The sequence below is a fragment of the Candidatus Levibacter sp. Uisw_134_01 genome, assembly GCF_047717795.1.
Lineage (GTDB): Bacteria > Pseudomonadota > Alphaproteobacteria > Puniceispirillales > Marisalimonadaceae > Marisalimonas.
Map to the genome: position 1 here is coordinate 246,409 of NZ_CP159808.1, position 25,559 is coordinate 271,967.

Below are 25,559 nucleotides of genomic sequence, written 5' to 3' on the forward strand. Positions count from 1 at the left end.
TAAATTACGTCTTTGCTAAAACCACCTTTAAAGGCGGAATTATAACATCTAGTAAATCGATGACAACCTCAAAACCTAACGAGAGAAAAGACCTAATTTTTGATTTAAAAAATTTTGATGATAGCCACTTAGAAAAAATTATAACAAAAAAAGAGGCAATTTGGCTAGAAAGAAGAATTGGTATTGGAGCACCAATTGATAGAATAAAATTACATATAGGTAAAACAAGACTGCAAGCTATAAACGACATTGTTTTAAACTTAACTAAATATAAAGATAATACTATATGGCCTAAGTGGACTAATGAAGCAATTCCAACAAGTTTTATGCAAGATGGAATAAAAGCTCATCGCATTAATTGTGATGATCAATCCTTTCTTTTATCACTGAAGACAACATGGTTGGAAAAATTAGCATCAAGCAAAACACCTCAATATGAGAGGTTAGCCATTTTCTGGCTTAATCATTTTTCAGTTAATTTTAATATGTATAAACAAAAACATTCTTTTTTTACGCATTTAAAGATAATTAGAGAAAATACTAACAAAAATTTTTTAAGTTTCCTTAAGAATATTCTTAAAGATCCTGCAATGATAGTATACTTGAATAATCAAAAAAGCATTGCTAAAAACCCAAATGAAAATCTAGCTAGAGAATTTTTTGAATTATTTAGTTTGGGTGAAGGTAATTACAGCGAAAATGATATAAAAAATTTTGCAAGACATCTTTCCGGAAATTCAATAAACCATATTACAGAGCAATTCAAGTTTTACCCATACAAAACATCTTCTAATACTTATTCAGCATTTGGAAAACAATATAAAGATGATGAAGAATTTTTTAAAATTTTAAAAAACCACCCATCTTTTGGGGAATTTATAGCATTAAAATTTTATAAAGAATATGTAAGCTTAGAAAAACCTAATCCTCAAGAACTATCTTTTTTAGTATCATATTTTAGAAATCATAATTTTGAAATCCCTGAAATGTTGCGAGGTGTTCTTAAACTTAAAAGTTTTTGGAGTAATAAATTATCACTTGTTAAATCACCACTAGAATTGTTTTATGGAACAGCTAGAACTCTTAATGTTTCTGGCAAAGAGGTAAAAGATCATTATAATTTAATTCAATCAATGGAGTTAACAGGACAAAAGTTATTTAACCCTCCAAATATCGCAGGGTGGCCAGTTGGTAAAGAGTGGTTAAGTGGACAAAAACTAAATTTAAGAATAAATACTATATCAAACTCTTTTTCAAATATTTTTAATAAAGAAAAAAAAATAATGAAGGAAAAATTATTTGAGGATAAAGATAATGAAAAATATAATAGTGATTTAAAGGTTTTCTTTGACAAAACTAGCAAAGAGGAATTTGCAGTTGAGACAATTTTATTAGGGTATATTCCTAATGATTTTGCAACTAGGGAACACGCTTACTTAAAAACATTCTTTTATAACGTACAATTTATGGGAAAAAAGTGGAAGGGTATTGAAATTCAATTTGGTACAGATAAAAACCGGAGAAGTGAATGGAAAGCTCTAAATAAATTTACATTTTATGATGGTTATAGTTACCCAGACATTATTAGCAACTGGAATAAAAGTTGGACTTCAGACTACAGAGCAACTAGAGGTATTTCTAGCTCTTTCCCATCTGGTCATAAAATAGATAGATTTCTGCAACAGAGTAGCCAAAGTCAGAAACTTTTATATCATCTGCTTTTATCTATGCAACATGTTCTTGAAAAAGAAGCATATTATACCAGATTACAGGTAAATATCTCTGCTAAAAATTTTTTAAAAGAAAGAATTGATGAAGTTAAAAATATTTTAAATTACAATCCTCAACTTAATCCAACAAAAGTATTTTCCTATCCTTCTGGTATGATGTCAGGGTATAGACCTGGATTAAAAACATTTGAATGTGGAATAGAAAAATATGGACTTAATTATTATGAAATGCATAAGTCCAAAACATTTAACACTCATTATGATTTTAATAACATTGATAATAATGATGTAATGTTATCTGATATACTATTACCTGATTTAGATTTGAATATTGAAAATGAAGATTACATAAATATTTTAAGTCACGAAGGATATCAATTAAAATGATTCAAGGAAGAAGAGAGTTTTTATCGTTAGCAGGCTACACCTTTCTATTCTCTGGATTACCTTCACTTGTTTGGTCAAAATTAAATAGAAAGATCTTAATTTTAGTTGAACTTCAAGGTGCAAATGATGGACTTAATACTGTAATTCCATTAAATCAAAAATATTATTATCGCCTTAGGCCAAATATTGGAATAGAAAAAAACAAAATTCTTAATATATCAAAAGATAATGGATTACATTTTAGTTTAAAAAATATTGCAAAAAAATACGAAGAAGGAAATGTAAAAATAATTCAAAATATGGGATATCCTCATGCAATTTTGTCACATTTCAGATCTATTGATATTTGGGAAACTGGGGGAGATGGTAAAAAACAATTTCGTGATGGCTGGTTAATCAATTCTTTAAATAAATACTCTAAAACGTTAGACACTGATGCCAAAGGTATGTTTTTAGATAATTCAAATTCAATCTTTAGAGGTGGTTTTGATGGTTTTTTAGGACCTAATTCTTTAGGGATAAAACCAGAAGAAATTGAAGTTAGGGATACAGTTGTGCCAGTTGATACTAGAAAAAATTTTGGATTATTGAATGAAATATTAAACAAAAGAAAAGAAAACTCAAATCTATTAATAAAATTAAGTGATAAGTTTAACAAAGTTAAAAATAAATATTCTTTTACAGGGGGGCAATTAGGCAGACAATTATCTAATGTATGTAATTTAATTGCTTCTGAAATATATATTCCAGTTTATAAAGTTGCACTTGGAAGCTTTGATACACATAATAATCAGCCAAACACTCATAGAAATTTATTAAGGGATTTAGATACTTCGCTTTCATCTACAATTAATGCCCTCAAGGATATTGGTGTCTGGAAAGATACTTTAATTATGACTTATTCTGAATTTGGAAGAAGAGCTAATGAAAATGGATCTAGAGGTACTGACCATGGGATGTCAGCTCCCCATTTTGTATTAGGTGGAAGCATTAATGGCGGTATTATAGGTCAATATGATGATTTAAGTAAATTATGGAATAATAACATTAATTATAAAATTGATTATAGGTCTCTGTATGAATTTGTATTAAGCAATCATTTCAATATAAAAGATAACCCTTTTTCTAAATTTAAAAATACGGATATTATTTAGATAAAAGAAACAAAAGGAAACAATTAAAGCTAATAAAAGACAACTTTCCACTACCCATAGTACTGTCGTAGATGGGCATTGGTTCTTGGTTCTCGGTTGTTTAATAGCCTTGCCTTGAATTAACCTTTTTATTTACAAATTTAGAACTAAATTCTCCATATAATTATAAATATAAAAGAAAAATGTTTTTCATTTATAAACCTCCTAAAGGCATTAGCTATTCATAGAGCTAATGCCTTAAACATTTTAATAAAATACAAAATCATACTCATTTTGGTATACAGTTTGGTATACAACCTTGTCTACAGCTATACTGTTTTTAAAAATAATACATAAATATCAATGAGTTATAAAAAAAGATGGTGCGCTCGAGAAGATTCGAACTCCTGACCCCTAGATTCGTAGTCTAGTGCTCTATCCAGCTGAGCTACGAGCGCACATTAAAACAATGTTATAGTTATCTATATAAATAAAGATTATCAAGTAAGAAAATAAATATTATAAATTAGTAAATTATAGTGTATTAAAATAATTAGATTAATTGAAGAGTAATATGAGTAATAATAATATTTATGATAAATCCTTTCCAGTATCTTGGGAAGAGTTACACAGAAATAGTAAAGCCTTGGCCTGGCGTTTGTCAGAAATGAAACCTTACAAAGGTATCATTGCCGTTACAAGAGGTGGTCTTGTGCCAGCTGCAATAGTAGCAAGAGAACTTGATATAAGGTTGATTGATACTGTATGTGTTCTTTCATATAATCAAAAAACCAAAGGTGATGTTAACGTATTAAAACATGCAAATATTGCAGATGATGGTCAAGAATGGCTCATTGTAGATGACCTTGTTGATACGGGAGAAACAATTAAGGCTATAAGATTAACCTTGCCTAATGCTCATTATGCCACTGTTTATGCTAAGCCCAGTGGTAGAGAACAAGTAGATACATTTATTACTGAAGTGTCTCAAGATACTTGGATATATTTTCCATGGGATATGGAAATGAAACCAGCTCCTACAATATCTGAGCGTACAAAAAAATAATGATATTGACTAACGAGTGCAATGTGTCTAAAAAGCTAAAACAAATAAAAATAAGAAGGCTGTATTTAAATACAGAATTAAAATGAAACGTACATTTCAACCTAGTAATTTAGTTAGAAAAAGAAGGCATGGATATAGAAGTAGAATGTCTACTGTTGGTGGTAGAAATGTTATTCGTAGCCGAAGATCTAAAGGTAGAAAAAAGCTTTCAGCTTAGTTAATATTCTTTAAAAATATTTATTTTATTTAGTTAAATTAATCATAGGCTGGTAAAATGAAACTGCAAACTTTAAAACACAGGAAAGATTTTGTCTTATCCAATAAGTTTGCAAAAAAAATTTATAGCAAAAACTTCATTATTCAAAAATATACTAATTCAGACAGCATAGATTTAAATCTAAAATTTGGCTTTACTGCTACAAAAAAAATTGGGAATGCCGTTACTAGAAACAGGGCAAAAAGAAGAATGAGAGCTCTAGTAAGTAGGTTTGTCAAAGAAGATATAAATTTTTTTGATAACAAAAGTAGTTATGTATTGGTTGCAAAATCTTCTTTAAATAAGGCACTTTTTATAAATCTATATTCTGAGATGCAACAATGTTTGAATAAGCTATGATCAAAAATGTTGGTGCAAAATGTATTATATATTTAATAGATATTTATAAATATTTGCTTTCACCTCTTTTAGGTAATAATTGCAGGTTTTTACCTACTTGTTCAGAGTATACTAAAGATTCTATTCTAAAATTTGGTTTGGTTAAGGGCTGTTGGCTAGGTTTGAAAAGAATACTGAAATGTCACCCTTGGGGAAAAGGTGGTTATGATCCAATCAAATAATTTAATTTTTTCATTTCTTTAAAAAATTGCTTCTTTAAGGTAAATAGTTATATCTAAATTATTTTAAACTTTATTAATATAATATGGAAAGTTAAGTGAGATAAAATGAATCCAGAAACTCGAAATTTAGTGGCAGCCATTTCATTGTCAATGGCAGTTTTGATAGGTTATCAATTATTATTTGTTGATCCAAAAAAAGATCAGATTATACAAGAAAATGTAGTTAATAATTTGTCTGATAGTTCTAATATTCCTATTCCTTCAAATGATAACAGTTTAACTGTTACGAGTGAGAATAATAAAACAGAGAAATTTAAAAACGTCCCTAGAGTTCAGTTAAATAGTAATGAAACCTCTGGTTCTATATCCCTTAAAGGTGCAAGGATAGATGATATTACTCTTACACAATATAGAGAAACATTAGATGCTGACAGTAGTTTAATAAACCTTCTTTTAAAATCTAACGAAAAAAATCCTTATTTTATTGAGCATGGTTGGAGCAGTCCAGACGGATTAAAAGTGCCTAATGGAAAAACATTGTGGAAATCTTCAAAAAACCTCTTATCTCCAGATACTAGCATAACTTTGTCCTGGGATAATGGTGAAGGTATAATATTTTATCAGGACATAAGCGTAGATGACACATTTATGTTTACTATTAATCAAAGAGTAAAAAACAATACTAATAATGCCGTCACATTATATCCATACGGATTGATAAGAAGAACAGGTGAGCCAGAAACTACTAAGTTTTTTGTTTTACATGAGGGACCGTTGGGTGTTTTTGATGGGACCTTATCTGAAAAAAGCTATGAAGACTTAGCAGAATCTGGACAAAAGGGAATAAATATAAAGCCCGCTGAAAGTGGTGGTTGGACAGGTTTAACAGATAAATATTGGATGACGGCTTTATTGCCCGATCAAAATGAAAAATATAGTTTTACTTATAGATACTTGAATTCAAGTGGAGGTCAATATCAAACAGACTTCCTTGGAAAAGCAGTTAAAATTCAACCAAAATCTGAAGGTAACTTTTTATCAAGGACATTTGCAGGTGCTAAGAGGTTAGCATTGTTTGATGATTATGAAGAACGTTTCAACGTAAAACACTTTGATCTCGCAATTGATTTTGGCTGGTTTTATTTTTTAACAAAGCCATTCTTTTATGCTTTATCTTGGGCTAATGATTATTTAGGTAATTTTGGACTAGCAATATTGGCAATAACAGTATTAGTCAAAATTGTTTTTTTCCCATTAGCAAACAAATCATATAAAAGCATGGCAAAAATGAGAAATCTTTCACCTGAAATCCAGAAACTAAGAGAAAGAGTTGGAGATGACAGGCAAAAATTAAACCAGGAAATGATGAATTTGTATAAAAAAGAGAAGGTTAATCCTGCAGCAGGGTGTTTGCCAATATTGGTCCAAATACCAGTATTTTTTGCTCTCTATAAAGTTTTGTTTGTATCTATAGAAATGCGTCAAACTCCTTTTTTTGGATGGATAAAGGATTTGTCTGTTCAAGATCCAACCAGTATTCTTAATTTGTTTGGCTTATTACCCTACAGTACATCAATATTTCCTGACTTTTTAAACCTTGGCATTTGGCCTTTATTGATGGGGGTAACTATGTTTTTACAGCAACGTCTTAACCCAACTCCTCCAGACCCTATCCAAGCAAAGATTTTTGCCTGGATGCCAGTTGCATTTACATTTTTATTAGCTACTTTCCCGGCAGGTTTAGTTATATATTGGACATGGAACAATCTCCTTTCAATTTGTCAGCAATGGTTAATTATGAATGGAATGAAAAAAAAACCTAAGTAAAGGCCTCTGATAGCTTGCAATACGAAGATATTGAAATTGAAAAAGCTAGAAAACTTTTTTCTGGAGAATGCAAGTTTATAGCCGCAGCTCTAAAAGCTAATGCTATTCCTTTAGAAGAATGCAATGAAATAGCTTTTGCTGGTAGATCGAATGTTGGTAAAAGCTCATTAGTAAATGCCTTAACCAATAGAAAAACATTAGCAAGAACAAGTCAAACACCAGGACGAACACGACAATTAATATTTTTTGAGCTTAGTCATCAATTAACAAAATTAAGACTTGTAGATTTACCAGGTTATGGTTACGCAAAGGCTCCTAAAAAAGATATTCAGTCTTGGACATCATTAACTATTAAATATTTAAAAGGAAGGCCTTCACTTAGAACTGTTTGTTTACTGATTGATAGTAGACGAGGTGTTGGAGATTATGATGAATTAATTATGAAAGAGTTAGACTCCGCTGCTGTAAGTTGGGTTGTTATTCTTACAAAGTCAGACAAATTGTCTGACGAAGAGATAACCAATATTAAAGACATAACATATAAAATTGTATCAAAACATCCAGCCTCTTATCCCGAAATATTTGTAACATCTAGTTTAAAAAATGATGGTATTCCTTTGCTCAGGACATACCTCGCAAGCCTTTCATGAAAAAATTATAAAATATTAATTTTTTTTTAAATTATATGCTATTTATTAGTTATGATTTTTTTGAGTGGTTTAAACAATTGAAAAATAATAAAGATCAAATCCAATCTGAATGGCTAAAAAAAGCTGACCTGCTAACTGAAACCTTACCTTTTATGAAGAGGTATGCCAATAAAGTTATTGTTGTGAAGTTTGGCGGTAATGCTATGGGAAAAAAAGAATATATAACCAGCTTTGCTAATGACATTGTTTTATTGCAACAAGTGGGAATGTTACCAGTTGTTGTTCACGGTGGAGGTCCTCAAATTGGAGAAATGTTATCTAAATTAAAAATTAAAACAGAATTTATCAATGGTCTAAGAGTAACAGACTCAGCTACTATAGATGTAGTTGAAATGGTGCTTAGTGGCGTTACAAATAAATCAATCGTAACAGCAATTTCAAACTCAGGTGCAAAATCAGTTGGTATATCTGGAAAGGATGGAAATTTGATTACAGCTAAGCGGTTGACAAAAATAGACGAAAATTCTGATTCTAATTTAGAAAAAGTAATAGATCTCGGTTATGTTGGAGAACCTGAAAAAATTGATCCTCAAGTCATTAAAGCACTTATCAATGAAAAAATGATCCCTGTGATTGCACCAGTTGGAATGGGAAAAGACGGTTTGACATATAATATTAATGCAGACACTGCTGCAGGAGCTATTTCAGCTGCAATGAAAGCATCTAGAATGATAATGTTAACCGATGTAACGGGTGTTCTTGATAAGAATGGTAATTTAATTCCTGAGTTAACAATAGACGAAGCACTTGAGCTTATTGCAAAGAAAGTGGTTGTTGGGGGCATGATTCCAAAGGTTAAGACTTGTATAGATGCTGTCCAAGGTGGTGCAGAAGCCTCAGTAATTATGGATGGAAGAATGCCTCATTCTTTATTATTAGAGTTATTTACTGAACATGGTGTAGGAACAATTATTCGAAAAAATCCAAACTAAACATGACAAACTCTAGCACCAACTTAATAAGCGAAAATAACTTTGATACTGTGAATTTCATAAATGAATATGATTATTGGATATTTGATTTGGATAATACTATTTATGATTTTCATTTAGGTTTGTTTAGAAGAATTTCACAAAGAATGACAGAGTATATTAAAAACTTTTTTAATCTCAATCATGACGACGCTCTTAACTTACAAAAAAATATGTATAAAAAATATGGGTTAACCTTAAGAGGTCTGATAATTGAAAAGAATATTGACCCTGAGCCATTTCTTAATTATGTCCATGATGTTGGGTTTGATGATCTCAAAACAGATTATGAATTAAAAAAACTATTAAGCAAAATAAATGGACAAAAGCTTATCTATACAAATGCATCTTATCATCATGCTAAAAACATCCTTAAATCAATGGGGATTTTTGAAGAATTTGAAATAATTTTTGATATTAAAGACGCTAACTACATAGCTAAACCTAATTACAAGTCGTATGAAATGATGAAAGATAAATTTGGACTCAATAATAATAATATTAATAGAAGCATTTTTTTTGAAGACACTGCAAAAAATTTAAAGCCTGCAAGTGAGCTGGGAATGGGTACAGTTTGGATTGAAAATGATTTCAATAGAAAAGAAGCTGACATTTATCAACAATATATTGATTTCACTGGATCAGACATTAAAACTATCTTAAGAAATATGATAAAAAAATGAAATGATTTGATGTTGAGATATAATTAGAAGGAAATAAAATGGAATTAGAAAAAATAAAATTAATAATTGAACGCGTATTTGACAATAACGAGGACATAAATCCAAATACTACAGGTGAAGTTAAACAAGCAATAGATTTAGCCTTAAATTATTTAGATAAAGGTGAACTTAGGGTTGCTGACCCAATAGGTAATAGTCAATGGAAAGTCAACCAATGGCTTAAAAAAGCAGTTTTATTATCTTTTAAAATTAATGATATGGACGTCATTTCAGGTGGACCTCAAAGTGTTAATAACGGTCCTGCTAATTGGTGGGATAAAGTGCCTTCAAAATTTTCTGGATGGGGTAAAGAGGAATTCAAAACAGCTGGTTTTAGAGCAGTTCCAGGTTGTGTAGTAAGACATTCAGCATTTATAGCACCTAGTGTAGTATTGATGCCATCATTTGTAAATATTGGAGCATACGTAGATACTGGTAGCATGATTGATACTTGGGCAACAGTGGGGTCTTGTGCTCAAATTGGAAAAAATGTTCATATCTCAGGTGGAGCAGGGATAGGCGGAGTTTTAGAACCTATACAGGCAGGGCCTGTAATAATCGAAGACAATTGTTTTATAGGTGCTAGATCTGAAGTAGCCGAAGGTGTAGTGATTGAAACTGGAGCTGTATTATCTATGGGTGTTTTTATAGGTGCTTCTACAAAGGTTATAGATAGAAACACGGGTGAAATCTACGTAGGAAGGGTTCCAGCATATTCTGTAGTTGTCCCAGGCGCTCTTCCAGGAAAGTTATTGCCTGACGGCTCACAAGGGCCAAGCCTATATTGTGCAGTTATCGTAAAAAAGGTAGACGCTCAAACACGTTCTAAAACATCTGTAAACGAATTATTAAGAGATTAATTAAGGCGGTTTATGTCAGATATAGTCAATCCAATAGAATTAACTTCCGAGTTAATTCAATGTAAAAGTATCACACCAAAATCTGAGGGTTCTTTAGATATTATAATATCTTATTTAGAGCCATTAGGTTTTAATTGCGAAAAGATAGATTTTGGTGAAGGAATTGAGAAAGTAGAAAATTTATATGCTAGATTTGGTACCATGGAACCTAACATTGCATTTGCTGGTCACGTGGATGTAGTACCAACTGGCGACATTAATAATTGGAGCATAAATCCTTTTGGTGGAGAAGTAAAAGAAGGTAAGGTTTGGGGCAGAGGCGCTGCTGACATGAAATCTGGTATTGCTGCATTTATCGCTGCTGTTTCAGATTTTTTAAAATATAATAAAAACCTCAAAGAATTTGGAAGTATTTCTTTTATCATCACAAGTGATGAAGAGGGTAAAGCCATTAATGGAACAAAAAAAGTAGTTGATTGGTTAAAAGGTAAATCTGAAATTATTAGTGGCTGTATTGTAGGAGAACCTACAAATGTCACTAGAATGGGTGATACGTTAAAAATTGGAAGAAGGGGAAGCTTCACGGGCTCATTAACAGTCACAGGCATACAAGGGCATGTAGGTTACCCTCATTTGGCAGAGAATCCAATTAATTCACTTTTGAAAATGTTGGAACCTTTTTCTAAAATATATTTAGATGAAGGTACTAAAGACTTTCAACCCAGTTCCATAATGATTACCAGTATTGATGTGAATAACGATGCTAGTAATGTAATTCCTGGAGAAGTCAAAGCCAAGTTTAATATCAGATTTAATACTTTGCATTCAGCTTCTTCACTAAAATCTATGTTAGAAAAGCAATTTAGTAATGTTACTTCAAATTATAAATTTGATTTTTTTTGTAATGCCGAGCCATTTCTTACAAATGATGATTTTTTAAAAACCACACTGCAAAAGGCTATTCAAAAAGTAGTGAATATTAATCCAGAAAAATCCACATCAGGTGGAACGTCAGATGCAAGGTTTATCTCTAAAATTTGTCCAGTTATTGAATTTGGTTTAGTTGGTAAAACAATGCATAAGATTGACGAGAATGTTGAAGTTAATGACATTATTAATTTAACAAAAATTTATAATCAATTTTTATTTAATTACTTTGGAGTGAAGTATTGTGATTAATCCCCCACCTAATCCAAATGTAATTAAAGATGGTATAGTTTCAGCCTTCAAATTTATGTCAAAGAAAAATAATGTATCTAGTGTATTCAACTTAAATAGTAATGGTTTTTGGGATAGTTGTTGGACAGTTTTTTTAATAAATGCTGTCGTGTCTGCCCTGGCATCTTATGGTATTAAAGCAAATCTTGACGGTGATATTCAAAGTGGAATATTACCTAGACTTCTTTTAATTACTATAATTGATATTTGTCTATTTTCTATATTAGTTAATGCAATATTTCAAAAAATTGGGAAGCCTGATGCTTTTTACAGATTTATAATTCCATTTAATTGGATACAATCCTTCCAAGCAATTGCAATGTTATCATTTGCAGTATTAGGATTGATATTTCCTCCTTCAGTATTTGTCTTTATTGGGATTGGAGTTGTTATTTGGGTGACTTTTTCTTTGTGGAGAGTTGGAAAAGAAGAGATTGGTTTGACTGGATGGGGAGCTACAGGAATGATTTTTCTATCAGTTTTTATTGAAGCAAGTCTAGGTATGTTGTCCAGATCTTTATCTATGACCTTTTAAACAATTATTTCTTTATTTCTGCGTCATATATCAAGGGCCAATTATTATTTAAGATATCATCTGGATAGTCTACCTTTTCTAAATACAAACCATCAGGTGGAGCTGTAGGACCTGCTAATCTTCTATCTTTACCTTTAAGTATCACGTCCATATCCGTGGGTTTCCAAGTTCCATCTCCTATTTTTAAAATTGTTCCTACTATAATCCTTACTTGACTATGTAAAAAACTTTTAGCTATCACACTAATGATAATCTCTTCACCTTTAGTGGAAAAGGTAACTTCGTCTAAAGTCCTAATGGGTGACTTAGCTTGACATTTTATAGTTCTAAAACTTGTGAAGTCATGTTTGCCTATTAAGTATTTTATACCTTTTTGCATCAGATTCAGATCTAAACTTTTTCTACAATGCCAAACTTTACCTTTATTAATTCCAGGAGGAGCGGCTCGACATAAAATTCTATACTTGTAGTAACGTTTAATTGCACTAAAGCGAGCATTAAATTCTGCATTTACAGGTTTGGCTGAAATAACCCTAATACATGTATCTTTCAGTAGAGCATTAAAGGCAGAAATTATGTAAAAGGGATTTTTTGATGTTAATCTATGATTTGACGGTAATTCTATATGAGCAACCTGACCTAATGCGTGCACTCCTGCATCGGTTCGTCCAGAGCCTTGAATATGAAATTCATTATTAAAAATTTGTTTAGCAACTTTCTCAAGGCTTCCCTGTACAGATACCCCTATATCTTGTTTCTGCCAACCAACTAAACCATTACCATCATACTCTATCAATAGAGCATACTTTACTGAGCTTTCAAATTCCAAATTTATCACCAACAGATAATTTTATACCGTTTAGATATGCTAAGGCAGAGATAATATTCTTTCCTGGTTTTTGAACTTCTAAAATTTCTAAAGTTGTATTGTTTCCGCAAGCTACAAAAATTTTTTTACCAATATTTAAAATTGTTCCAGGTGGTTGATCATGAACATCATTATTACTCTGTGTTGTAATTATTTTAATTAAACCATTGGGCCCATTAGTAAAAGTGCCTGGAAAAGGATAAAATGCTCTGACCTTATTAGAAATTTCTAAAGCCGTTAAGTTCCAATCTATTTCAGACTCAATTTTTTTAATTTTATGAGCATATTTTATGCCTTCTATTTCCTGCTTTTGGGGTAACAAAATTCCTTTAGTATATTTATATAAAGCTTCTTCTAATAGTTGTGCAGTGAGATCAGATAACTTGTCATGCAGTGACTTTGAAGTGTCGTTATTTTCAATATTAATTTTTTTTGATAAAAGTATTGGCCCAGTATCCATTCCTTTTTCCATTATCATGATGCATGAGCCACTAGTTGTATCACCTGCCTCAATTGCCCTTTGAATTGGAGCGGCTCCTCTCCATCTGGGTAGGTTGCTAGCATGACCATTAACACAGCCAAATTTAGGTATTTTCAAATACTTTTCTGGTAGAATCAAACCATAAGCGACCACGACAACGACATCAGGTTTAAGTTTTTTATACTCCTCAAATACGTCATCACTTTTTAAAGTATGAGGTGTCATAGTCTTTAGGTTTAGTTTTTTAGCCGTTGATTGTATAGGTGATTCAATTGTCTTCATCCCCCTACCATTGGGACGAGGTGGTTGAGAATAAACAGCTAAAATATTATATCGAGCTGCAAGCAATTTTAAACTTGGAACTGCAAAATCTGGAGTTCCCATAAAAATTAAATTCAATCATTCCTCATATTTTTAATCAGTTGAGTATTCTTTAATAGCTTTTTTTAATATCATCTCTCTTTTTAATCTAGATATATGATCAATAAAAAGAATACCATTTAGATGGTCAATTTCATGTTGAATACATGTTGCTAATAAACCATCAGCATTCAAAGTTACATTTTTTTTATTTTCGTCTGTATACTCTACTTTAAGTGATGCAGGTCTTTTTACGTTAGCGTTATAACCAGGTATAGACAAACAACCTTCTTCTCTTTCATTGATCTTATCACCTAAACTTACTAACTTCGGGTTAATCATCTTAATTGGAGATGGTTTTATACCATTTTCTTTTAATTTTTTGTTATACTCTTCTTCAGTTAAATTTTCAGTTTCAAAATCAACTTCACCACAATCCATTACAATTAATCTCTTATCAATTGCTATTTGTGTAGCAGCAAGGCCTATACCATTTGCATCATACATTGTCTCTAACATATCATCTAGGAGTGATAAAATATTTTCATCAATGTCAATAACTGGTTTAGCTACAACTTTGAGAAATGGATTTGGTATTTTAATAATTTCCTTGATACTCATCTTTATACTAATCCTAATAATATATTATTTTATGCTAGTTAATTAATAATCAATTTGTATTATTATACTCATTTGTAAATGGAGTTAAAATGGATTTCCAAAATTTATTAATATTCATTCTTTTTTTTATTATAATATCATTTGTAGTGTTTCTAATCTGTAAAATATATTTTGAAAATAAAAATAAGAACAATAATGAAATAAATATTTTACAAGACGAAAAAAGTCAAATTACAGAGTTGAAAGGTGCAGTTGCCCAGTTAAGTATTTCCATAGAAGAAAGGCTAGGTAACATTGGTTCATCTATTGGCAATAGTTTAAATCAGCAAACTCAAAACACTCAAAAATCACTTACAGAAATGCATGAAAGATTAGCTGTCATTGATCGTGCACAAGAAAATATTCACTCGTTGTCAAATCAAGTGAATGATTTACAAAATATATTATCTAATAAACAATTAAGAGGTGCTTTTGGCGAAGTTCAACTGGAAAATATTGTAAGAGATGCCTTGCCTCAAAATGCATATCAGTTTCAGTATACACTAACGTCTAATAGTAGGGTTGATTGTATAGTAAAAATGCCTGAACCACCTGGTCCTATTTGTATAGATTCGAAGTTTCCGTTGGAAGATTATAAAAAATTTGCGGGCACAACCAATGATCAGGAAAAAAAAGATTATCTAAGATTATTTCATAATGCTGTCCAAAAACATATAAAGGACATTGCAGAAAAATATATATTGCCAGGTGAAACTTCTGACTCGGCTATTATGTTTCTTCCTAGTGAATCAATTTATTCAGAAATTAATATAAGGTTTCCTAAGCTTGTTAATGAAAGTAGAAATAAGAAAGTTTATATGGCAGGTCCTGATAATTTAATGCTTTTACTGCATACTGTTAGAGCCATTTTAAGAGATGCTACTATGAGTCAAACAGCTGGTAAAATACAAATTGAAGTTGATAAATTAACTAATGATTTAAATTTATTGGCAGATAGAATATTTAAATTAGATAAACATTTTGATTTAGCAAGAAAAGATCTAGACGACATAAAAATTTCTCATAGAAAAATTGAGAATAGAGGCAACTTAATTACTTCAATAGACATAGACGAAAAGAAAAAGATTAATTAACTCTATGACACTATTGTAAAATATTTCTAGCCTTTAACGCTTGTGCGATTGTTCCGTCGTCAAGGAAATCTAGTTCTCCTCCTATAGGAACACCATGAGCTAATCTAGTAACCTTAATATTAAATTTCTCAAGTCTTTCAGCTATGTAATGAGCTGTAGTTTGTCCATCTAAGGTGGCTGATATTGCTATAATCACCTCAGTATATTTCTGAACTTCTAATCTTCTTTCTAATGAAGCGATGTTTAATTGCTCTGGATTTATGCCATCTATTGCAGATAAAACACCACCTAAAATATGATACTTTCCGTTATATACGTTTGACCTTTCCAACGCCCAAAGATCAGCAACAGTTTCAACTACACAAACTAAGCTATTGTTTCTTGAAGAATTACTGCATATTTCACATATATCTTTTTGATCTAAGTTTCCACACTCTATACATTTTTTTATTTTATCTGCAACTTCGGTCATATCTTGAATAAGAGGTAAAAATAACTTTTCTCTATCTTTTAATAAATGTAATACGGCTCTTCGGGATGAACGCGGTCCTAATCCAGGAAGTTTTGATATTTTTTTAATTAATTGCTCAAGAATTTGTTCAGACATTTTAATTTTCTAATTTTTAATTATTATCTTTAATAGAACTTATTTTAGCCTCAGGGAAATATTTAAATATTTCTGCAACGTCTTTATGTGATTTTATTTTCTCTTTAGCCTCGTCTAATTCAATAGCTTGTTTCTCTACAATTGTCTTCTCGCCTTCTTCTTCAGATGATAAAACTGACCATTTTTCTTTAGTGATTTGTTCTAAAGCTAATGATAATTTTTTTAAAATCTGAATATCGGTATTTATGTTTAGCCTTAATTTAATCAAACCAACATCATAGGAAATTAAATGTGCGTTATTTATTATTTGAGCGTGTAGGAGCGCCTCTTTATTCTCTAACAATAAATCTAGCATTTCTGAAAAGTTTTTTGGGCTCTTAGATTCTTTTAACTCATCTTTAGAATTTTTTATTACGTCTGGTTCTAAAATTATTTTATCTATCTGATTTTCATTAGAAACATTTAGAATTTGTTGGGTGTTTAACATTTCTTTATTTTGAGGTTTTTCTGTAGTTTTTGATTGAACAGTTGTTTCAAGGGTATTTTTTTTGTTTGATAATTCATCTAAAAGAGCAGCGGGGTCTGGTAGTATAGACGCAAAGCATAACTTAATGATAGTCATGGATCCAGATTGCTCTTCATTTGGAGCATATTTTAATTCTTCAATACTTTTAATTAAAATTTGCCAAGCTTTAACTAGTTTAGGAAGACCAAATGATGAAATATTCAAAATATCTTTTTGGATTGTTTCTGGAAGGCTAGCATCAACTTTGATAACGTTTAATTTAGAAGCTAAGTGACATACTTCTAACAAGTTGGAAATGATTTGAATTGGTTGAATGCCATTATGTATAATTTCACTATAAAGTTTCAAAGCTTTATCACAGTTATTAGAAAGGCAAAGCTCGATCAGCTCTATATTTTTTTCATAACCATTTAAGCCTAACATGTTTAACACAACTTCGTCTTTTACATCATCTTGGCAAAGAGATGCTGCTTGATCCAACAATGACAAAGCGTCTCTAACGGAGCCTTCGCTAGCTTTGCATATCTGGAACAGAGAATCATTTTCAAATTTAATATTTTCAGATTCACAAATTTTACTTAAATGAGTTCTTAAGGTATCTATGTCAACTCTTTGAAGATCAAATCTTTGGCATCTAGATATTATTGTAGCAGGTATTTTCTTTATCTCGGTCGTTGCAAAAATAAATTTAACATTTTCTGGTGGTTCTTCTAATGTTTTCAATAAGGCATTAAACGCAGCATTAGATAACATGTGAACTTCATCTATTATGTAAACTTTGAAACGAGCATTATTTGGTGAATACATTACTGCGTCAATAATTTCTCTTATACCATCCACGCCAGTTCTACTCGCTGCATCAACTTCAATAACATCAAGGAAGTTTCCTTTATTAATAGATTTGCACGGAGAACAATTATTACAAATTTGAAAAGTAGGCTCGGTATTATTTCCATTACCTACACAATTCAATGCTTTGGCAATAATTCTAGCCGTAGTAGTTTTGCCAACCCCCCTTATGCCGGTTAAAAGGAAAGCATGAGCCAGTCTACCTTTATTAAGTGAGTTGTTGAATGTTTTAACAAGTGTGTCTTGTCCTATTAACTCATTGAAATCATTAGGCCTGTATTTGCGGGCTAAAACTCTATAATTTTTTTGTTCAGTAATATTATTGATTTCTAATCTCGTTTTTTAAAATAAAAAAACGAAGGGCCTCACAACCCGCTATCATTGTTACGGCTGCTTCCTTTCGGACCTGACCGGATTAGCAAGAATTACGTCCATGCGACCCTCCAATAATATGTATGTTATAAATCTAAATAATATGCAAGAAATTACATAAATTATGTTTTATTTTTTTTGGCTCTAGGATACGTTCCTAGGATTTTTGTAGAATTTGGTTCAGTGTAAAAGTACATTTCTTCAAGTGCATTTTGCATTGATGCAGTTTCTGGGTGTCCTTCAGCGTCAACATAAAACCTTGCAGCGTTCATTTCTTTCCCGCCAATATAACTCTCAAGTTTCGTAAGATTTATACCGTTAGTAGCAAAGCCACCTAATACCTTATATAAAGCAGCAGGAACAGACCTTACCTCAAAAATTATTGTTGTAACAGATTTTGTGTTGTCAACTGATGGCATTATAGGTTCTCTACCCATTATTAAAAACCTAGTTGTATTATGTGTAGCATCTTCAATGTTACTTTTTAAAATCTTTAAATTATAAATTTTAGAAGCCATATCTGACGCTATGGCTGCAATTGTTGGGTCATCAGTTCTAGAGATCTCTTCAGCAGCTCCAGCAGTATCTATGTGTTGGACGGGTAATAAATTATTATCAGAAATAAATTTTCTACATTGAGCAAGACCTTGAGCATGGCTCTTCACACTTTTGATATCTTTTAAATCAGAGTTCTGTAAACCTAGCAATTGATGATTAACTCTTTGGAAATGCTCGCCAATAATAAATAAACCACTATCAGGTATTAAATGATGTATGTCAGCAACTCTTCCAGCCAATGAATTTTCAACTGGGACCATCGAATAATCTGATAAACTCTTCTTTGTTGCATTTAACATATCTTCAAATGAATTACATGGTAACGTTTTTGCTCCTGGAAAATAAGCTTCACAAGCCATATTTGAATATGCTCCTGGCATACCCTGAAAGGCAATAACTAAGTTACTCTTGTTTTTATTCATTATAATTCTCTATTTATTATTATTAGTCTAATGTCTTTTTAACTAAATAGTTAAGATAAGTCTTGGAAAAACTTTGTAGCTTTTTTTAAGTCTAATTCTGTATCTACTCCAATTGGGTGATCGGACGTTATAATAGCGTCAATAATGATACCTGCTTCAAGAGCTCGAAGTTGTTCTAGTTTTTCTGATTTTTCTAAGGGTGAAGGCTTTAGGTTAACAAATCTTTTTAATATTTTTCTTTTCCAAGCATAGATCCCAACATGGTGCCATATATTGGTTTCACCATAAGGGATACAAGCTCTGCTAAAATACATGGCCCTACCAATGTCGTCCACTACAGGATTATCTTTTGCAAAAGCTATTGCTGCTTTAACTACGGACTTATCTTCATACTCTTCTGGACTTGCCTTAACTACTACTGTTGCAATTTCTTTTAATGGATTATCTATAGTAGTTGCTAACTTCTTAATTAAATTTCCTGATATATTTGGAAGATCACCTTGTAGATGAATAATATTTTGATATTTTTGATCTGGGTCAAATTTTTCAAGAGCCTCAAAGATTCTATCTGACCCACTCTCATGTTTATTTGAGGTCATTAAAGTCAAGCCTCCGTGATCATTTACGACATTTGCAATTAATTCATTGTCGGTTGCAACAAGAATAGGCACATCAAGTTTAGAACTTTTTGCGCAATTATATGCATGAATGATTAGTGGGGTTCCATTAATTTTCAAGAGAGGTTTATTAGGTAATCTTGAGGAACCTATTCTAGCAGGAATAATAATAATAGTATTAGAAAAATCCAACTTAAAAACTCCTTTACTTTTTTTTAATAAAAAAAATTCTAATAAAATATAAATTATTAGATTTTAAGATATTTATACTTGAAGAATACTGATCTTGCATGTAAATATTGTCTCATATTTAATAATTTTTGATTGGTAAATTTATGGACGCTCTTAAGTTTAATAAAATTGCTGCTGCTGTGCTCTGTGGTGTATTGTTAATAATGGTTTTTGGGAAAATTGGTAATTTTCTTGTTAATCCCGTTACAGAGGTGACTAACGCTTATCCAATTGAAGTTCCTGAAGGCTCTTCTACCAAATCAAAAGAAGTAAAAGCTGTAGTTATAGAGCCAATCACTGCTCTTTTAGTTAGCGCAAATATAGATAGTGGACAAAAAATTTCTAAAAAATGTGTCGCATGCCATGGATTCGATGCAGGTGGTGGCAATAAAGTTGGGCCTAATTTATATAATATTGTTAACAAGGATCAAGGTAAGGTCGGAGACTATGCTTATTCTAAAGCTTTAGCGGCACTTTCAGGTAAATGGTCCTATGAAGAATTAAATAAGTTTTTATACAAACCAAAGCTCTATGCTAAAGGAACAAAAATGAACTATGCTGGGTTATCTAAAGTAAAGGATCGAGCTAACTTAATTGCGTGGTTAAGAACAAAAAGTGATAACCCTGTTTCTTTACCAGAATAACCTGACTATATCTATTGGTTTAAATAAAAGAGTTCCATAATGAACGATGCTGAATTTAACGAAATTTCAGAGTTTGTTTACTTACTAGCTGATAATTCAAAAGAAATAACACTAGAAGGCTTTTATTCAAATTTAGACCCTAAGACAAAAAAAGATGGAAGCCCTGTTACACAATATGACATAAAAGCTGAAAAAATTATTTGTGATCTTATATCCAAAAAATTTCCTAACCATAACATATTTGCTGAAGAAATTAGTTCAAAAGCTGTAGGTTCTGATTACACATGGATAGTAGATCCTATTGATGGTACTAGAAGTTATATAATTGGTCGACCGTTGTGGGGAACTTTAATAGGTTTAGCTTATAAGGGAAAACCTTTAATTGGCTTAGTCGATTTTCCAGCTTTAAATGAGCGTTGGTTAGGTTATAAGTCAAATTGTTATTACAATAAATCAAAATTTGTTTTCACAAAAAAATCAATAAGCAAACTTTCTGAAGCAACTGTTGGTTCTACTGATTTAAATCTTTTTTCTGAATACGGTAAGAAGAAGTACAAAAATTTAATAACAAAGACTAAAAATAATATATGGTCAGGAGATTGTCACAATTATTGTTTAATTATTACAGGTGGTCTAGATTTAGTTATAGAGGAGGGTTTGTCAGCATATGATATTTTGCCTCTTATTCCTATACTTGAATCTCAAGACATATTTGTAACAGATTGGAATTCTAATAAATTAAGTCTGAAAGAAGATTTTCAATATAAATATTCAACAATAGTATCTAGAAATAATAACATTTATAATTCAGCAGTTACATTGTTTAAATAAATGGCCTTAACTTATTTTTGATTACAATATTTTATAATCATATTTACAATATTTCTTAAACCCATTGCTTCTCCACCGACAGGAAAACCTGGTCTTCCTGATGTGTTCCAAGCCATCAAATCAACATGTGCCCATTTAGTATCTGTATCTACAAATTTCTTTAAAAACAAAGCGGCTGTTATAGCCCCTCCTGTGCCCGCGGAACCTGTGCTACTTAACGCATCATATTTATTTTCCAAATATCTCTCATATGGAGAAAATAGAGGTAACTCCCACATGGGGTCAATTTGTTCTTTGCCCTCATTAATTATTCTTTCACCTAAATCGTTGTCATTAGTAAATAAAGCAGGTAATTCTGTTCCTAAGGCAACTCTCGCTGCACCTGTAAGAGTTGCAAAGTCTATTACAAAATCACTCTTTACGTTATTTTCTTGACTAAATGTAAGTGCATCGGCCAAAAGTAACCTTCCTTCTGCATCAGTATTTCCTATTTCAACAGGAGTGTTATTCCTTGCGTAAATAACATCTAGGGGCCTCATAGATTTATCTGATATTGAGTTTTCAGCCATAGGAAGTATTACCCTTAGATTTACTGGGCAATTCATAGATATTAATGCATAAGCTATCCCAAGAACAACAGCACTACCTCCCATATCTTTTTTCATGAGCATCATACCACTGGAAGGTTTTACATCTAATCCACCACTATCAAAAGTAACTCCCTTTCCAATAAGAGTAATGTTGGGGAAAATATTTTTTTTACTCTTACTCCATTTAATATCTAGGAGCAGGGGCTTGTTTTCTGAGGATCTACCAACAAAATTTATTAAAGGAAAGTTTTTTTCAAGTTTTTTATCTTTATATGTATCAATTTTTGTAGAGAAATCTTTAAAACAATTTTTAACAATTTTTTCATAATTGTATGGTGTTAGAATATTAGGAGGTAAATTAATTAAATCTCTAGCAAGGAATATACCCTTGAGTTCGGCACAACATTTTTGGAATTCATTTTCTTTGATTAAATCTTTTATGTTCTTAATACATAAAGTTTGATTTATATTACTTCTTTTATTATTTGGTTTTATATTGAATTTATAAAAACTTAATCCCCATCCAAGTATGAAGTTATATGTTTCTTGATTGTTTAATTCATCTAAACATTCAAGAGCCCACTTTTTTTTTGGAAGTTTTTCTGATAATTTTGCGGCTTGGTCAATAATACTTTTTCTAGGTTCAATAGTTTCGGTTAAGATAGCGACTGCTCCTCCAAGATGATTATCTTCATCCGGGAAAAAACCAAAATTTTCAAGCTCTAAATTAAAAGTAGATTTTAAAAATATTTTTTGTTTTTCAGAAATAAGACTAGTTAATTTCAAACTATTTATATCTTTAATTAAATATAACGGAATTGAATTAATTTTTTTATTTTCACAAAAACCAATCAATTTATTATCAATTTTATAATCCATTATTTATATAACCTTTTTTAAATTTTTTAAATTATAACATTATTTTAAAATTATGTTATTTCTAAATAGATAATTTGAGTATCGGTGATGACACAATTTACAAAAATTAAAGATTCCATAAAAGAATTAGGAAAGTTCAAGGTTATAACTTTTAGCGTTATCTTTGTTTTGATATTAGGCGCTCTTTTTTCTGGTCAGAATAATATACCTCCTATTGATCGTGATGAGGCTCGTTTTGCTCAGGCAAGCAGGCAAATGGCACAAAGTAATGATTACATAAATATAAAATTTCAAGACGAGATTAGAGCGAAAAAACCTGTTGGCATATATTGGTTACAGGCTGTTTCGGGGAACATATTTGGTTTGCTGGATATTGGATCTTTTCGTATTCCGTCTCTAATAAGCTCTATAATTTCAATTGTCTTCACTGGCCTAATAGCCCGACTTATCTTCCCATTTCATCAATCTTTAATTGTAGCGTTGTTTTTTGCATCCTCAATGGCTTTCATGGGTGAAGCGCATCTAGCAAAAACAGATGCTACATTATTAAGTTTAGTATGTATTCAACAATATTTTTTACTAAAACTGATTCTGAAAAAAGAAAACTCTATTAAGGCCAAATATTTATACCCTGTAATTATATGGGTTGTTTTTTCGTTTGGTGTTCTTGTAAAGGGACCATTATCATTAGCTATTTTATTCCCAACTATTATAACGTATTGTTTAATTAAAAAAAGTTTTAGCTTTATCAAACTTTTAAATCCAATATTGGGATTGTTAATTAGCGCATGCATTATACTTCCTTGGTTTGTTGCAATCGATAATTCTACGGAAGGTTTGTTTTTTCAAAAAGCTTTTTATGATGATTTTTTTAATAAGCTACAGAGTGGACAGGAAGGTCATGGAGCATGGCCTGGAACACATTTATTATTTTTATCAATAGCAATTTGGCCAATAGCTACTTTTTTGCCTGGTTTAATATTATTTGTGATGCAAAATAAAAATAACTCGGTTGTACAATTCCTTATTTGTTGGATTACACCATTTTGGCTAATTATAGAGGTGGTTCCAACCAAACTATTTCATTATTCTTTGCCAGTTCTACCTGCAGTTGCAATTCTTGCCATTGGTAGTTTGTTTCATTTGAAATCTCAAATCAACAATTTACAAAGCTCTTTTCAAAAGAGAGTTATACTTTTACTTTCGATAATATTTGGTTCAGGAGGTTTAGTTCTTGGTGGTGGTGTTTTATACTTTTCAAATATATTTAATTTTAAAAATGATTTGTCGATAACTTTTCTATCTATACTTGTTTTTATAATTACAATACTAGTTTTTGTATTATCTATAATATTTTTCCTAAGATCATCTAACCAACTTAAAAAATATCAAAGATTTATCTATAACTTTCCTTTAGCCATTATTGCTCTTGCTTCATTATTTAATATAATTATTTTTCAATTTATTTTCCCTAATTTGGATTATTTGTATCCAAGCAAAATGATTTCAAAAAAGATTAATTTCATACAACCAGATGCCGTGGTGTCTTCAGGTTATCATGAACCAAGCTTAGTCTTCTTGTTGGAAGGTAATGTATTATTATCAAGCCCACAAGATGCAGCTCTTTTCCTAGCTGAGGGTAAAAATAACATTGCTTTAATTGAAAAAAGATCTCTAGAAGAATTTTTGTTTTCAATTAATCAGTTAAATTTAAAATTAGTTAAAGCAGATATTGTAAGTGGTTATAATATAGCCAAAGGTAAACATGTGGAAATACACATTTATAAAAATCAAATGTTTGACCAAACTAATTAAAGTGTTTATTTATGGCTAACATTTAATTTAAACAAAAGTTAATAATGAAACAATCTACTGACATTTCTGTTGTAGTACCAGTTAAGAATGAAGCTGGTAATGTTGAAGGTTTAATTCAAGAAATTGATTATTCACTTAGAAACTTTAATTATGAAATAATATATATAAATGACGGATCGAAAGACAATACAGAAAAAGAGCTGAAACTTATTTTAAAAAATAATAAAAGATTAAGAGTAATAAGTCACGAAGAAAGTCAAGGTCAGTCTGCTGCATTGCGTTCAGGGGTGATTGCTTCACAATCACCTATAATAGCGACATTAGATGGAGACGGGCAAAACGATCCATCAGACCTTCCTGGCATGATAAAATTATTTAGAAACAATACAAACCAATTTTTATTAGTGGGTGGAGTAAGGGTAAACAGGAAGGATGGTAAACATAGATTATGGGCATCATCTATTGCTAAATATTCTAGGTTATTACTTTTAAAAGACAATCACCCGGACTCAGGTTGTGGTATAAAAGTATTTCACAAAGATTTATTTTTAAGACTTCCCTATTTTGACCATATGCATAGATTTTTATCAGCTTTAGCTCATAGAGAAGGAGCTAAAATATTGGAATTTAACGTTAAGCATAGAGAACGACAAATAGGTGTCTCAAATTATACAAATTTAGGAAGATTGATAGTTGGCATTTCTGATATATTAGGGGTAATATGGCTTAGAAAAAGAATGCCCAAAAACAAGGTATCCGAAGAGATATATAAATGAGTTTTATATCCTATCTATCTATGCAAATAGAAGGTTTTGCTTTCAGAATAAATGATATATTAATTTATTTTATACCTTTTTTAGAGCCATACCTTGATAACCATCCAGAAACAATAATGATTGTAATTGGTTTTGGGGGACAAGCATTATTTGCAACTAGATTTATAATACAATGGCTTAGTAGTGAAAATGCAGGCCGTTCTGTTATACCAGTTGCCTTTTGGTATTTTTCTATTACTGGTGGGTTAGTTCTACTAACCTATGCAATTTGGAGGCAAGACCCAGTAATTATTGCAGGACAATCAGTAGGGGTTTTCATTTATGCAAGAAATCTCTATTTTATTTCAAAAGAAAAAAAACAAAATCAAGATTGATTAATTAAA

27 protein-coding genes, 1 tRNA gene and 1 other RNA gene are annotated in these 25,559 nt (G+C 30.9%); 19 read left to right on the forward strand and 10 right to left on the reverse strand.

What is annotated here, in order from left to right; all coding sequences use genetic code 11:
- Window positions 1-59: 59 nt before the first annotated feature.
- Window positions 60-2,117 (forward strand): DUF1800 family protein, encoded by a 2,058-nt coding sequence (locus ABXT66_RS01345; protein WP_443643873.1) that lies wholly within the window; start codon window positions 60-62, stop codon window positions 2,115-2,117.
- A complete protein-coding gene (locus tag ABXT66_RS01350) occupies window positions 2,114-3,271 on the forward strand; it encodes a DUF1501 domain-containing protein (RefSeq protein ID WP_443643874.1) in 1,158 nt (385 codons plus the stop codon). The genes ABXT66_RS01345 and ABXT66_RS01350 overlap by 4 nt, the downstream gene beginning before the upstream one ends.
- 360 nt (window positions 3,272-3,631) lie before the next feature.
- Here the strand turns inward: ABXT66_RS01350 and ABXT66_RS01355 are convergent.
- A tRNA-Arg gene (locus ABXT66_RS01355) sits at window positions 3,632-3,708 on the reverse strand.
- A gap of 116 nt (window positions 3,709-3,824) precedes the next feature.
- Between ABXT66_RS01355 and gpt the strand changes: the two genes are divergently transcribed.
- The 11 genes from gpt (at window position 3,825) to ABXT66_RS01410 (ending at window position 11,996) form a co-directional block, all read left to right on the forward strand.
- Window positions 3,825-4,316, forward strand: coding sequence for a xanthine phosphoribosyltransferase (gene gpt / locus ABXT66_RS01360; RefSeq protein ID WP_443643875.1), 492 nt, complete (start codon window positions 3,825-3,827; stop codon window positions 4,314-4,316).
- An 82-nt stretch (window positions 4,317-4,398) separates the two neighbouring features.
- Entirely contained in the window at window positions 4,399-4,533 is a 135-nt protein-coding gene (rpmH, locus tag ABXT66_RS01365; protein WP_443643876.1) for a 50S ribosomal protein L34, read from the forward strand.
- 57 nt (window positions 4,534-4,590) lie between these two features.
- The gene (locus tag ABXT66_RS01370; RefSeq protein ID WP_443643877.1) at window positions 4,591-4,932 is read left to right on the forward strand and encodes a ribonuclease P protein component; all 342 of its coding nucleotides are present in this window, start codon (window positions 4,591-4,593) and stop codon (window positions 4,930-4,932) included.
- Complete coding sequence (gene yidD, locus ABXT66_RS01375; protein WP_443643878.1) at window positions 4,929-5,153, forward strand: membrane protein insertion efficiency factor YidD; 225 nt, start codon at window positions 4,929-4,931, stop codon at window positions 5,151-5,153. Before ABXT66_RS01370 ends, yidD begins: the two co-directional genes overlap by 4 nt.
- Window positions 5,154-5,258: 105 nt before the next feature.
- Window positions 5,259-6,980: a membrane protein insertase YidC gene (gene yidC, locus ABXT66_RS01380; RefSeq protein ID WP_443643879.1), complete on the forward strand. Its 1,722-nt coding sequence runs from the start codon at window positions 5,259-5,261 to the stop codon at window positions 6,978-6,980.
- A 14-nt stretch (window positions 6,981-6,994) separates the two neighbouring features.
- Window positions 6,995-7,630, forward strand: a complete 636-nt coding sequence (yihA, locus tag ABXT66_RS01385; RefSeq protein ID WP_443643880.1) for a ribosome biogenesis GTP-binding protein YihA/YsxC — start codon at window positions 6,995-6,997, stop codon at window positions 7,628-7,630.
- 77 nt (window positions 7,631-7,707) lie between these two features.
- Window positions 7,708-8,622 carry an acetylglutamate kinase gene (argB, locus tag ABXT66_RS01390; RefSeq protein ID WP_443643881.1) on the forward strand — a complete coding sequence of 305 codons (915 nt, stop codon included), beginning with the start codon at window positions 7,708-7,710 and terminating at the stop codon, window positions 8,620-8,622.
- Window positions 8,623-8,624: 2 nt separating this feature from the next.
- Window positions 8,625-9,344 (forward strand): pyrimidine 5'-nucleotidase, encoded by a 720-nt coding sequence (locus tag ABXT66_RS01395; RefSeq protein WP_443643882.1) that lies wholly within the window; start codon window positions 8,625-8,627, stop codon window positions 9,342-9,344.
- A gap of 38 nt (window positions 9,345-9,382) precedes the next feature.
- A complete protein-coding gene (gene dapD / locus ABXT66_RS01400) occupies window positions 9,383-10,243 on the forward strand; it encodes a 2,3,4,5-tetrahydropyridine-2,6-dicarboxylate N-succinyltransferase (protein ID WP_443643883.1) in 861 nt (286 codons plus the stop codon).
- A 12-nt stretch (window positions 10,244-10,255) separates the two neighbouring features.
- A complete protein-coding gene (dapE, locus tag ABXT66_RS01405) occupies window positions 10,256-11,422 on the forward strand; it encodes a succinyl-diaminopimelate desuccinylase (RefSeq protein ID WP_443643884.1) in 1,167 nt (388 codons plus the stop codon).
- Window positions 11,415-11,996, forward strand: coding sequence for a hypothetical protein (locus ABXT66_RS01410; RefSeq protein ID WP_443643885.1), 582 nt, complete (start codon window positions 11,415-11,417; stop codon window positions 11,994-11,996). The genes dapE and ABXT66_RS01410 overlap by 8 nt, the downstream gene beginning before the upstream one ends.
- Before the next feature lie 4 nt (window positions 11,997-12,000).
- Here the strand turns inward: ABXT66_RS01410 and truA are convergent, their stop codons facing one another.
- Genes truA through def form a run of 3 tightly spaced genes read right to left on the reverse strand, consistent with a single transcriptional unit; the run spans window position 12,001 to window position 14,326 of the window.
- Window positions 12,001-12,825 (reverse strand): tRNA pseudouridine(38-40) synthase TruA, encoded by an 825-nt coding sequence (gene truA, locus ABXT66_RS01415; RefSeq protein WP_443643886.1) that lies wholly within the window; start codon window positions 12,823-12,825, stop codon window positions 12,001-12,003.
- Window positions 12,815-13,744: a methionyl-tRNA formyltransferase gene (gene fmt, locus ABXT66_RS01420; protein WP_443643887.1), complete on the reverse strand. Its 930-nt coding sequence runs from the start codon at window positions 13,742-13,744 to the stop codon at window positions 12,815-12,817. The genes truA and fmt overlap by 11 nt, the downstream gene beginning before the upstream one ends.
- Window positions 13,745-13,759: 15 nt before the next feature.
- The gene (def, locus tag ABXT66_RS01425) at window positions 13,760-14,326 is read right to left on the reverse strand and encodes a peptide deformylase (protein ID WP_443643888.1); all 567 of its coding nucleotides are present in this window, start codon (window positions 14,324-14,326) and stop codon (window positions 13,760-13,762) included.
- A gap of 89 nt (window positions 14,327-14,415) precedes the next feature.
- Here def and ABXT66_RS01430 point away from each other — a divergent pair, with 89 nt between their 5' ends.
- Complete coding sequence (locus tag ABXT66_RS01430; protein WP_443643889.1) at window positions 14,416-15,459, forward strand: DNA recombination protein RmuC; 1,044 nt, start codon at window positions 14,416-14,418, stop codon at window positions 15,457-15,459.
- Between the two features lie 10 nt (window positions 15,460-15,469).
- Here the strand turns inward: ABXT66_RS01430 and recR are convergent, their stop codons facing one another.
- The 5 genes from recR to ABXT66_RS01455 all read right to left on the reverse strand — a co-directional run bounded on the left by recR (window position 15,470) and on the right by ABXT66_RS01455 (window position 19,602).
- The gene (recR, locus tag ABXT66_RS01435; RefSeq protein WP_443643890.1) at window positions 15,470-16,066 is read right to left on the reverse strand and encodes a recombination mediator RecR; all 597 of its coding nucleotides are present in this window, start codon (window positions 16,064-16,066) and stop codon (window positions 15,470-15,472) included.
- 16 nt (window positions 16,067-16,082) lie between these two features.
- The gene (locus ABXT66_RS01440) at window positions 16,083-17,768 is read right to left on the reverse strand and encodes a DNA polymerase III subunit gamma/tau (protein ID WP_443644709.1); all 1,686 of its coding nucleotides are present in this window, start codon (window positions 17,766-17,768) and stop codon (window positions 16,083-16,085) included.
- A gap of 26 nt (window positions 17,769-17,794) precedes the next feature.
- Window positions 17,795-17,887, reverse strand: an RNA gene (ffs, locus tag ABXT66_RS01445) — signal recognition particle sRNA small type.
- 48 nt (window positions 17,888-17,935) lie between these two features.
- Window positions 17,936-18,793 (reverse strand): prephenate dehydratase, encoded by an 858-nt coding sequence (locus ABXT66_RS01450; protein ID WP_443643891.1) that lies wholly within the window; start codon window positions 18,791-18,793, stop codon window positions 17,936-17,938.
- Window positions 18,794-18,843: 50 nt separating this feature from the next.
- The gene (locus ABXT66_RS01455) at window positions 18,844-19,602 is read right to left on the reverse strand and encodes a 3-deoxy-manno-octulosonate cytidylyltransferase (RefSeq protein ID WP_443643892.1); all 759 of its coding nucleotides are present in this window, start codon (window positions 19,600-19,602) and stop codon (window positions 18,844-18,846) included.
- Between the two features lie 143 nt (window positions 19,603-19,745).
- On the opposite strand from ABXT66_RS01455, the gene ABXT66_RS01460 reads away from it, so the two are divergent.
- Window positions 19,746-20,285: a c-type cytochrome gene (locus ABXT66_RS01460; protein WP_443643893.1), complete on the forward strand. Its 540-nt coding sequence runs from the start codon at window positions 19,746-19,748 to the stop codon at window positions 20,283-20,285.
- 39 nt (window positions 20,286-20,324) lie between these two features.
- Window positions 20,325-21,116 carry an inositol monophosphatase family protein gene (locus ABXT66_RS01465; protein WP_443643894.1) on the forward strand — a complete coding sequence of 264 codons (792 nt, stop codon included), beginning with the start codon at window positions 20,325-20,327 and terminating at the stop codon, window positions 21,114-21,116.
- Window positions 21,117-21,127: 11 nt separating this feature from the next.
- On the opposite strand, the gene ABXT66_RS01470 is transcribed toward ABXT66_RS01465, so the two are convergent.
- Window positions 21,128-22,585 carry a M17 family metallopeptidase gene (locus tag ABXT66_RS01470; RefSeq protein WP_443643895.1) on the reverse strand — a complete coding sequence of 486 codons (1,458 nt, stop codon included), beginning with the start codon at window positions 22,583-22,585 and terminating at the stop codon, window positions 21,128-21,130.
- Window positions 22,586-22,672: 87 nt separating this feature from the next.
- On the opposite strand from ABXT66_RS01470, the gene ABXT66_RS01475 reads away from it, so the two are divergent.
- The 3 genes from ABXT66_RS01475 to ABXT66_RS01485 all read left to right on the forward strand — a co-directional run bounded on the left by ABXT66_RS01475 (window position 22,673) and on the right by ABXT66_RS01485 (window position 25,550).
- Window positions 22,673-24,400, forward strand: a complete 1,728-nt coding sequence (locus ABXT66_RS01475; RefSeq protein ID WP_443643896.1) for an ArnT family glycosyltransferase — start codon at window positions 22,673-22,675, stop codon at window positions 24,398-24,400.
- A gap of 44 nt (window positions 24,401-24,444) precedes the next feature.
- Window positions 24,445-25,176: a glycosyltransferase family 2 protein gene (locus ABXT66_RS01480; RefSeq protein ID WP_443643897.1), complete on the forward strand. Its 732-nt coding sequence runs from the start codon at window positions 24,445-24,447 to the stop codon at window positions 25,174-25,176.
- A 116-nt stretch (window positions 25,177-25,292) separates the two neighbouring features.
- Complete coding sequence (locus ABXT66_RS01485) at window positions 25,293-25,550, forward strand: lipid-A-disaccharide synthase N-terminal domain-containing protein (RefSeq protein ID WP_443644710.1); 258 nt, start codon at window positions 25,293-25,295, stop codon at window positions 25,548-25,550.
- The last annotated feature ends 9 nt before the right edge of the window (window positions 25,551-25,559 follow it).

Excerpts from the sequence above, each read along its gene's own strand:
- ABXT66_RS01485 (WP_443644710.1), top strand. The coding sequence starts at position 25,293 with ATGATTGTAATTGGTTTTGGGGGACAAGCATTATTTGCAACTAGATTT.
- ABXT66_RS01370 (WP_443643877.1), top strand. The coding sequence starts at position 4,591 with ATGAAACTGCAAACTTTAAAACACAGGAAAGATTTTGTCTTATCCAAT.
- yidD (WP_443643878.1), top strand. The coding sequence starts at position 4,929 with ATGATCAAAAATGTTGGTGCAAAATGTATTATATATTTAATAGATATT.
- ABXT66_RS01430 (WP_443643889.1), top strand. The coding sequence starts at position 14,416 with ATGGATTTCCAAAATTTATTAATATTCATTCTTTTTTTTATTATAATA.
- dapE (WP_443643884.1), top strand. The coding sequence starts at position 10,256 with ATGTCAGATATAGTCAATCCAATAGAATTAACTTCCGAGTTAATTCAA.
- rpmH (WP_443643876.1), top strand. The coding sequence starts at position 4,399 with ATGAAACGTACATTTCAACCTAGTAATTTAGTTAGAAAAAGAAGGCAT.
- ABXT66_RS01460 (WP_443643893.1), top strand. The coding sequence starts at position 19,746 with ATGGACGCTCTTAAGTTTAATAAAATTGCTGCTGCTGTGCTCTGTGGT.
- ABXT66_RS01350 (WP_443643874.1), top strand. The coding sequence starts at position 2,114 with ATGATTCAAGGAAGAAGAGAGTTTTTATCGTTAGCAGGCTACACCTTT.
- ABXT66_RS01450 (WP_443643891.1), bottom strand. The coding sequence starts at position 18,793 with ATGAATAAAAACAAGAGTAACTTAGTTATTGCCTTTCAGGGTATGCCA.
- ABXT66_RS01480 (WP_443643897.1), top strand. The coding sequence starts at position 24,445 with ATGAAACAATCTACTGACATTTCTGTTGTAGTACCAGTTAAGAATGAA.
- ABXT66_RS01475 (WP_443643896.1), top strand. The coding sequence starts at position 22,673 with ATGACACAATTTACAAAAATTAAAGATTCCATAAAAGAATTAGGAAAG.
- ABXT66_RS01345 (WP_443643873.1), top strand. The coding sequence starts at position 60 with ATGACAACCTCAAAACCTAACGAGAGAAAAGACCTAATTTTTGATTTA.
- dapD (WP_443643883.1), top strand. The coding sequence starts at position 9,383 with ATGGAATTAGAAAAAATAAAATTAATAATTGAACGCGTATTTGACAAT.
- recR (WP_443643890.1), bottom strand. The coding sequence starts at position 16,066 with ATGTCTGAACAAATTCTTGAGCAATTAATTAAAAAAATATCAAAACTT.
- ABXT66_RS01470 (WP_443643895.1), bottom strand. The coding sequence starts at position 22,585 with ATGGATTATAAAATTGATAATAAATTGATTGGTTTTTGTGAAAATAAA.
- def (WP_443643888.1), bottom strand. The coding sequence starts at position 14,326 with ATGAGTATCAAGGAAATTATTAAAATACCAAATCCATTTCTCAAAGTT.
- ABXT66_RS01465 (WP_443643894.1), top strand. The coding sequence starts at position 20,325 with ATGAACGATGCTGAATTTAACGAAATTTCAGAGTTTGTTTACTTACTA.
- ABXT66_RS01395 (WP_443643882.1), top strand. The coding sequence starts at position 8,625 with ATGACAAACTCTAGCACCAACTTAATAAGCGAAAATAACTTTGATACT.
- yidC (WP_443643879.1), top strand. The coding sequence starts at position 5,259 with ATGAATCCAGAAACTCGAAATTTAGTGGCAGCCATTTCATTGTCAATG.
- gpt (WP_443643875.1), top strand. The coding sequence starts at position 3,825 with ATGAGTAATAATAATATTTATGATAAATCCTTTCCAGTATCTTGGGAA.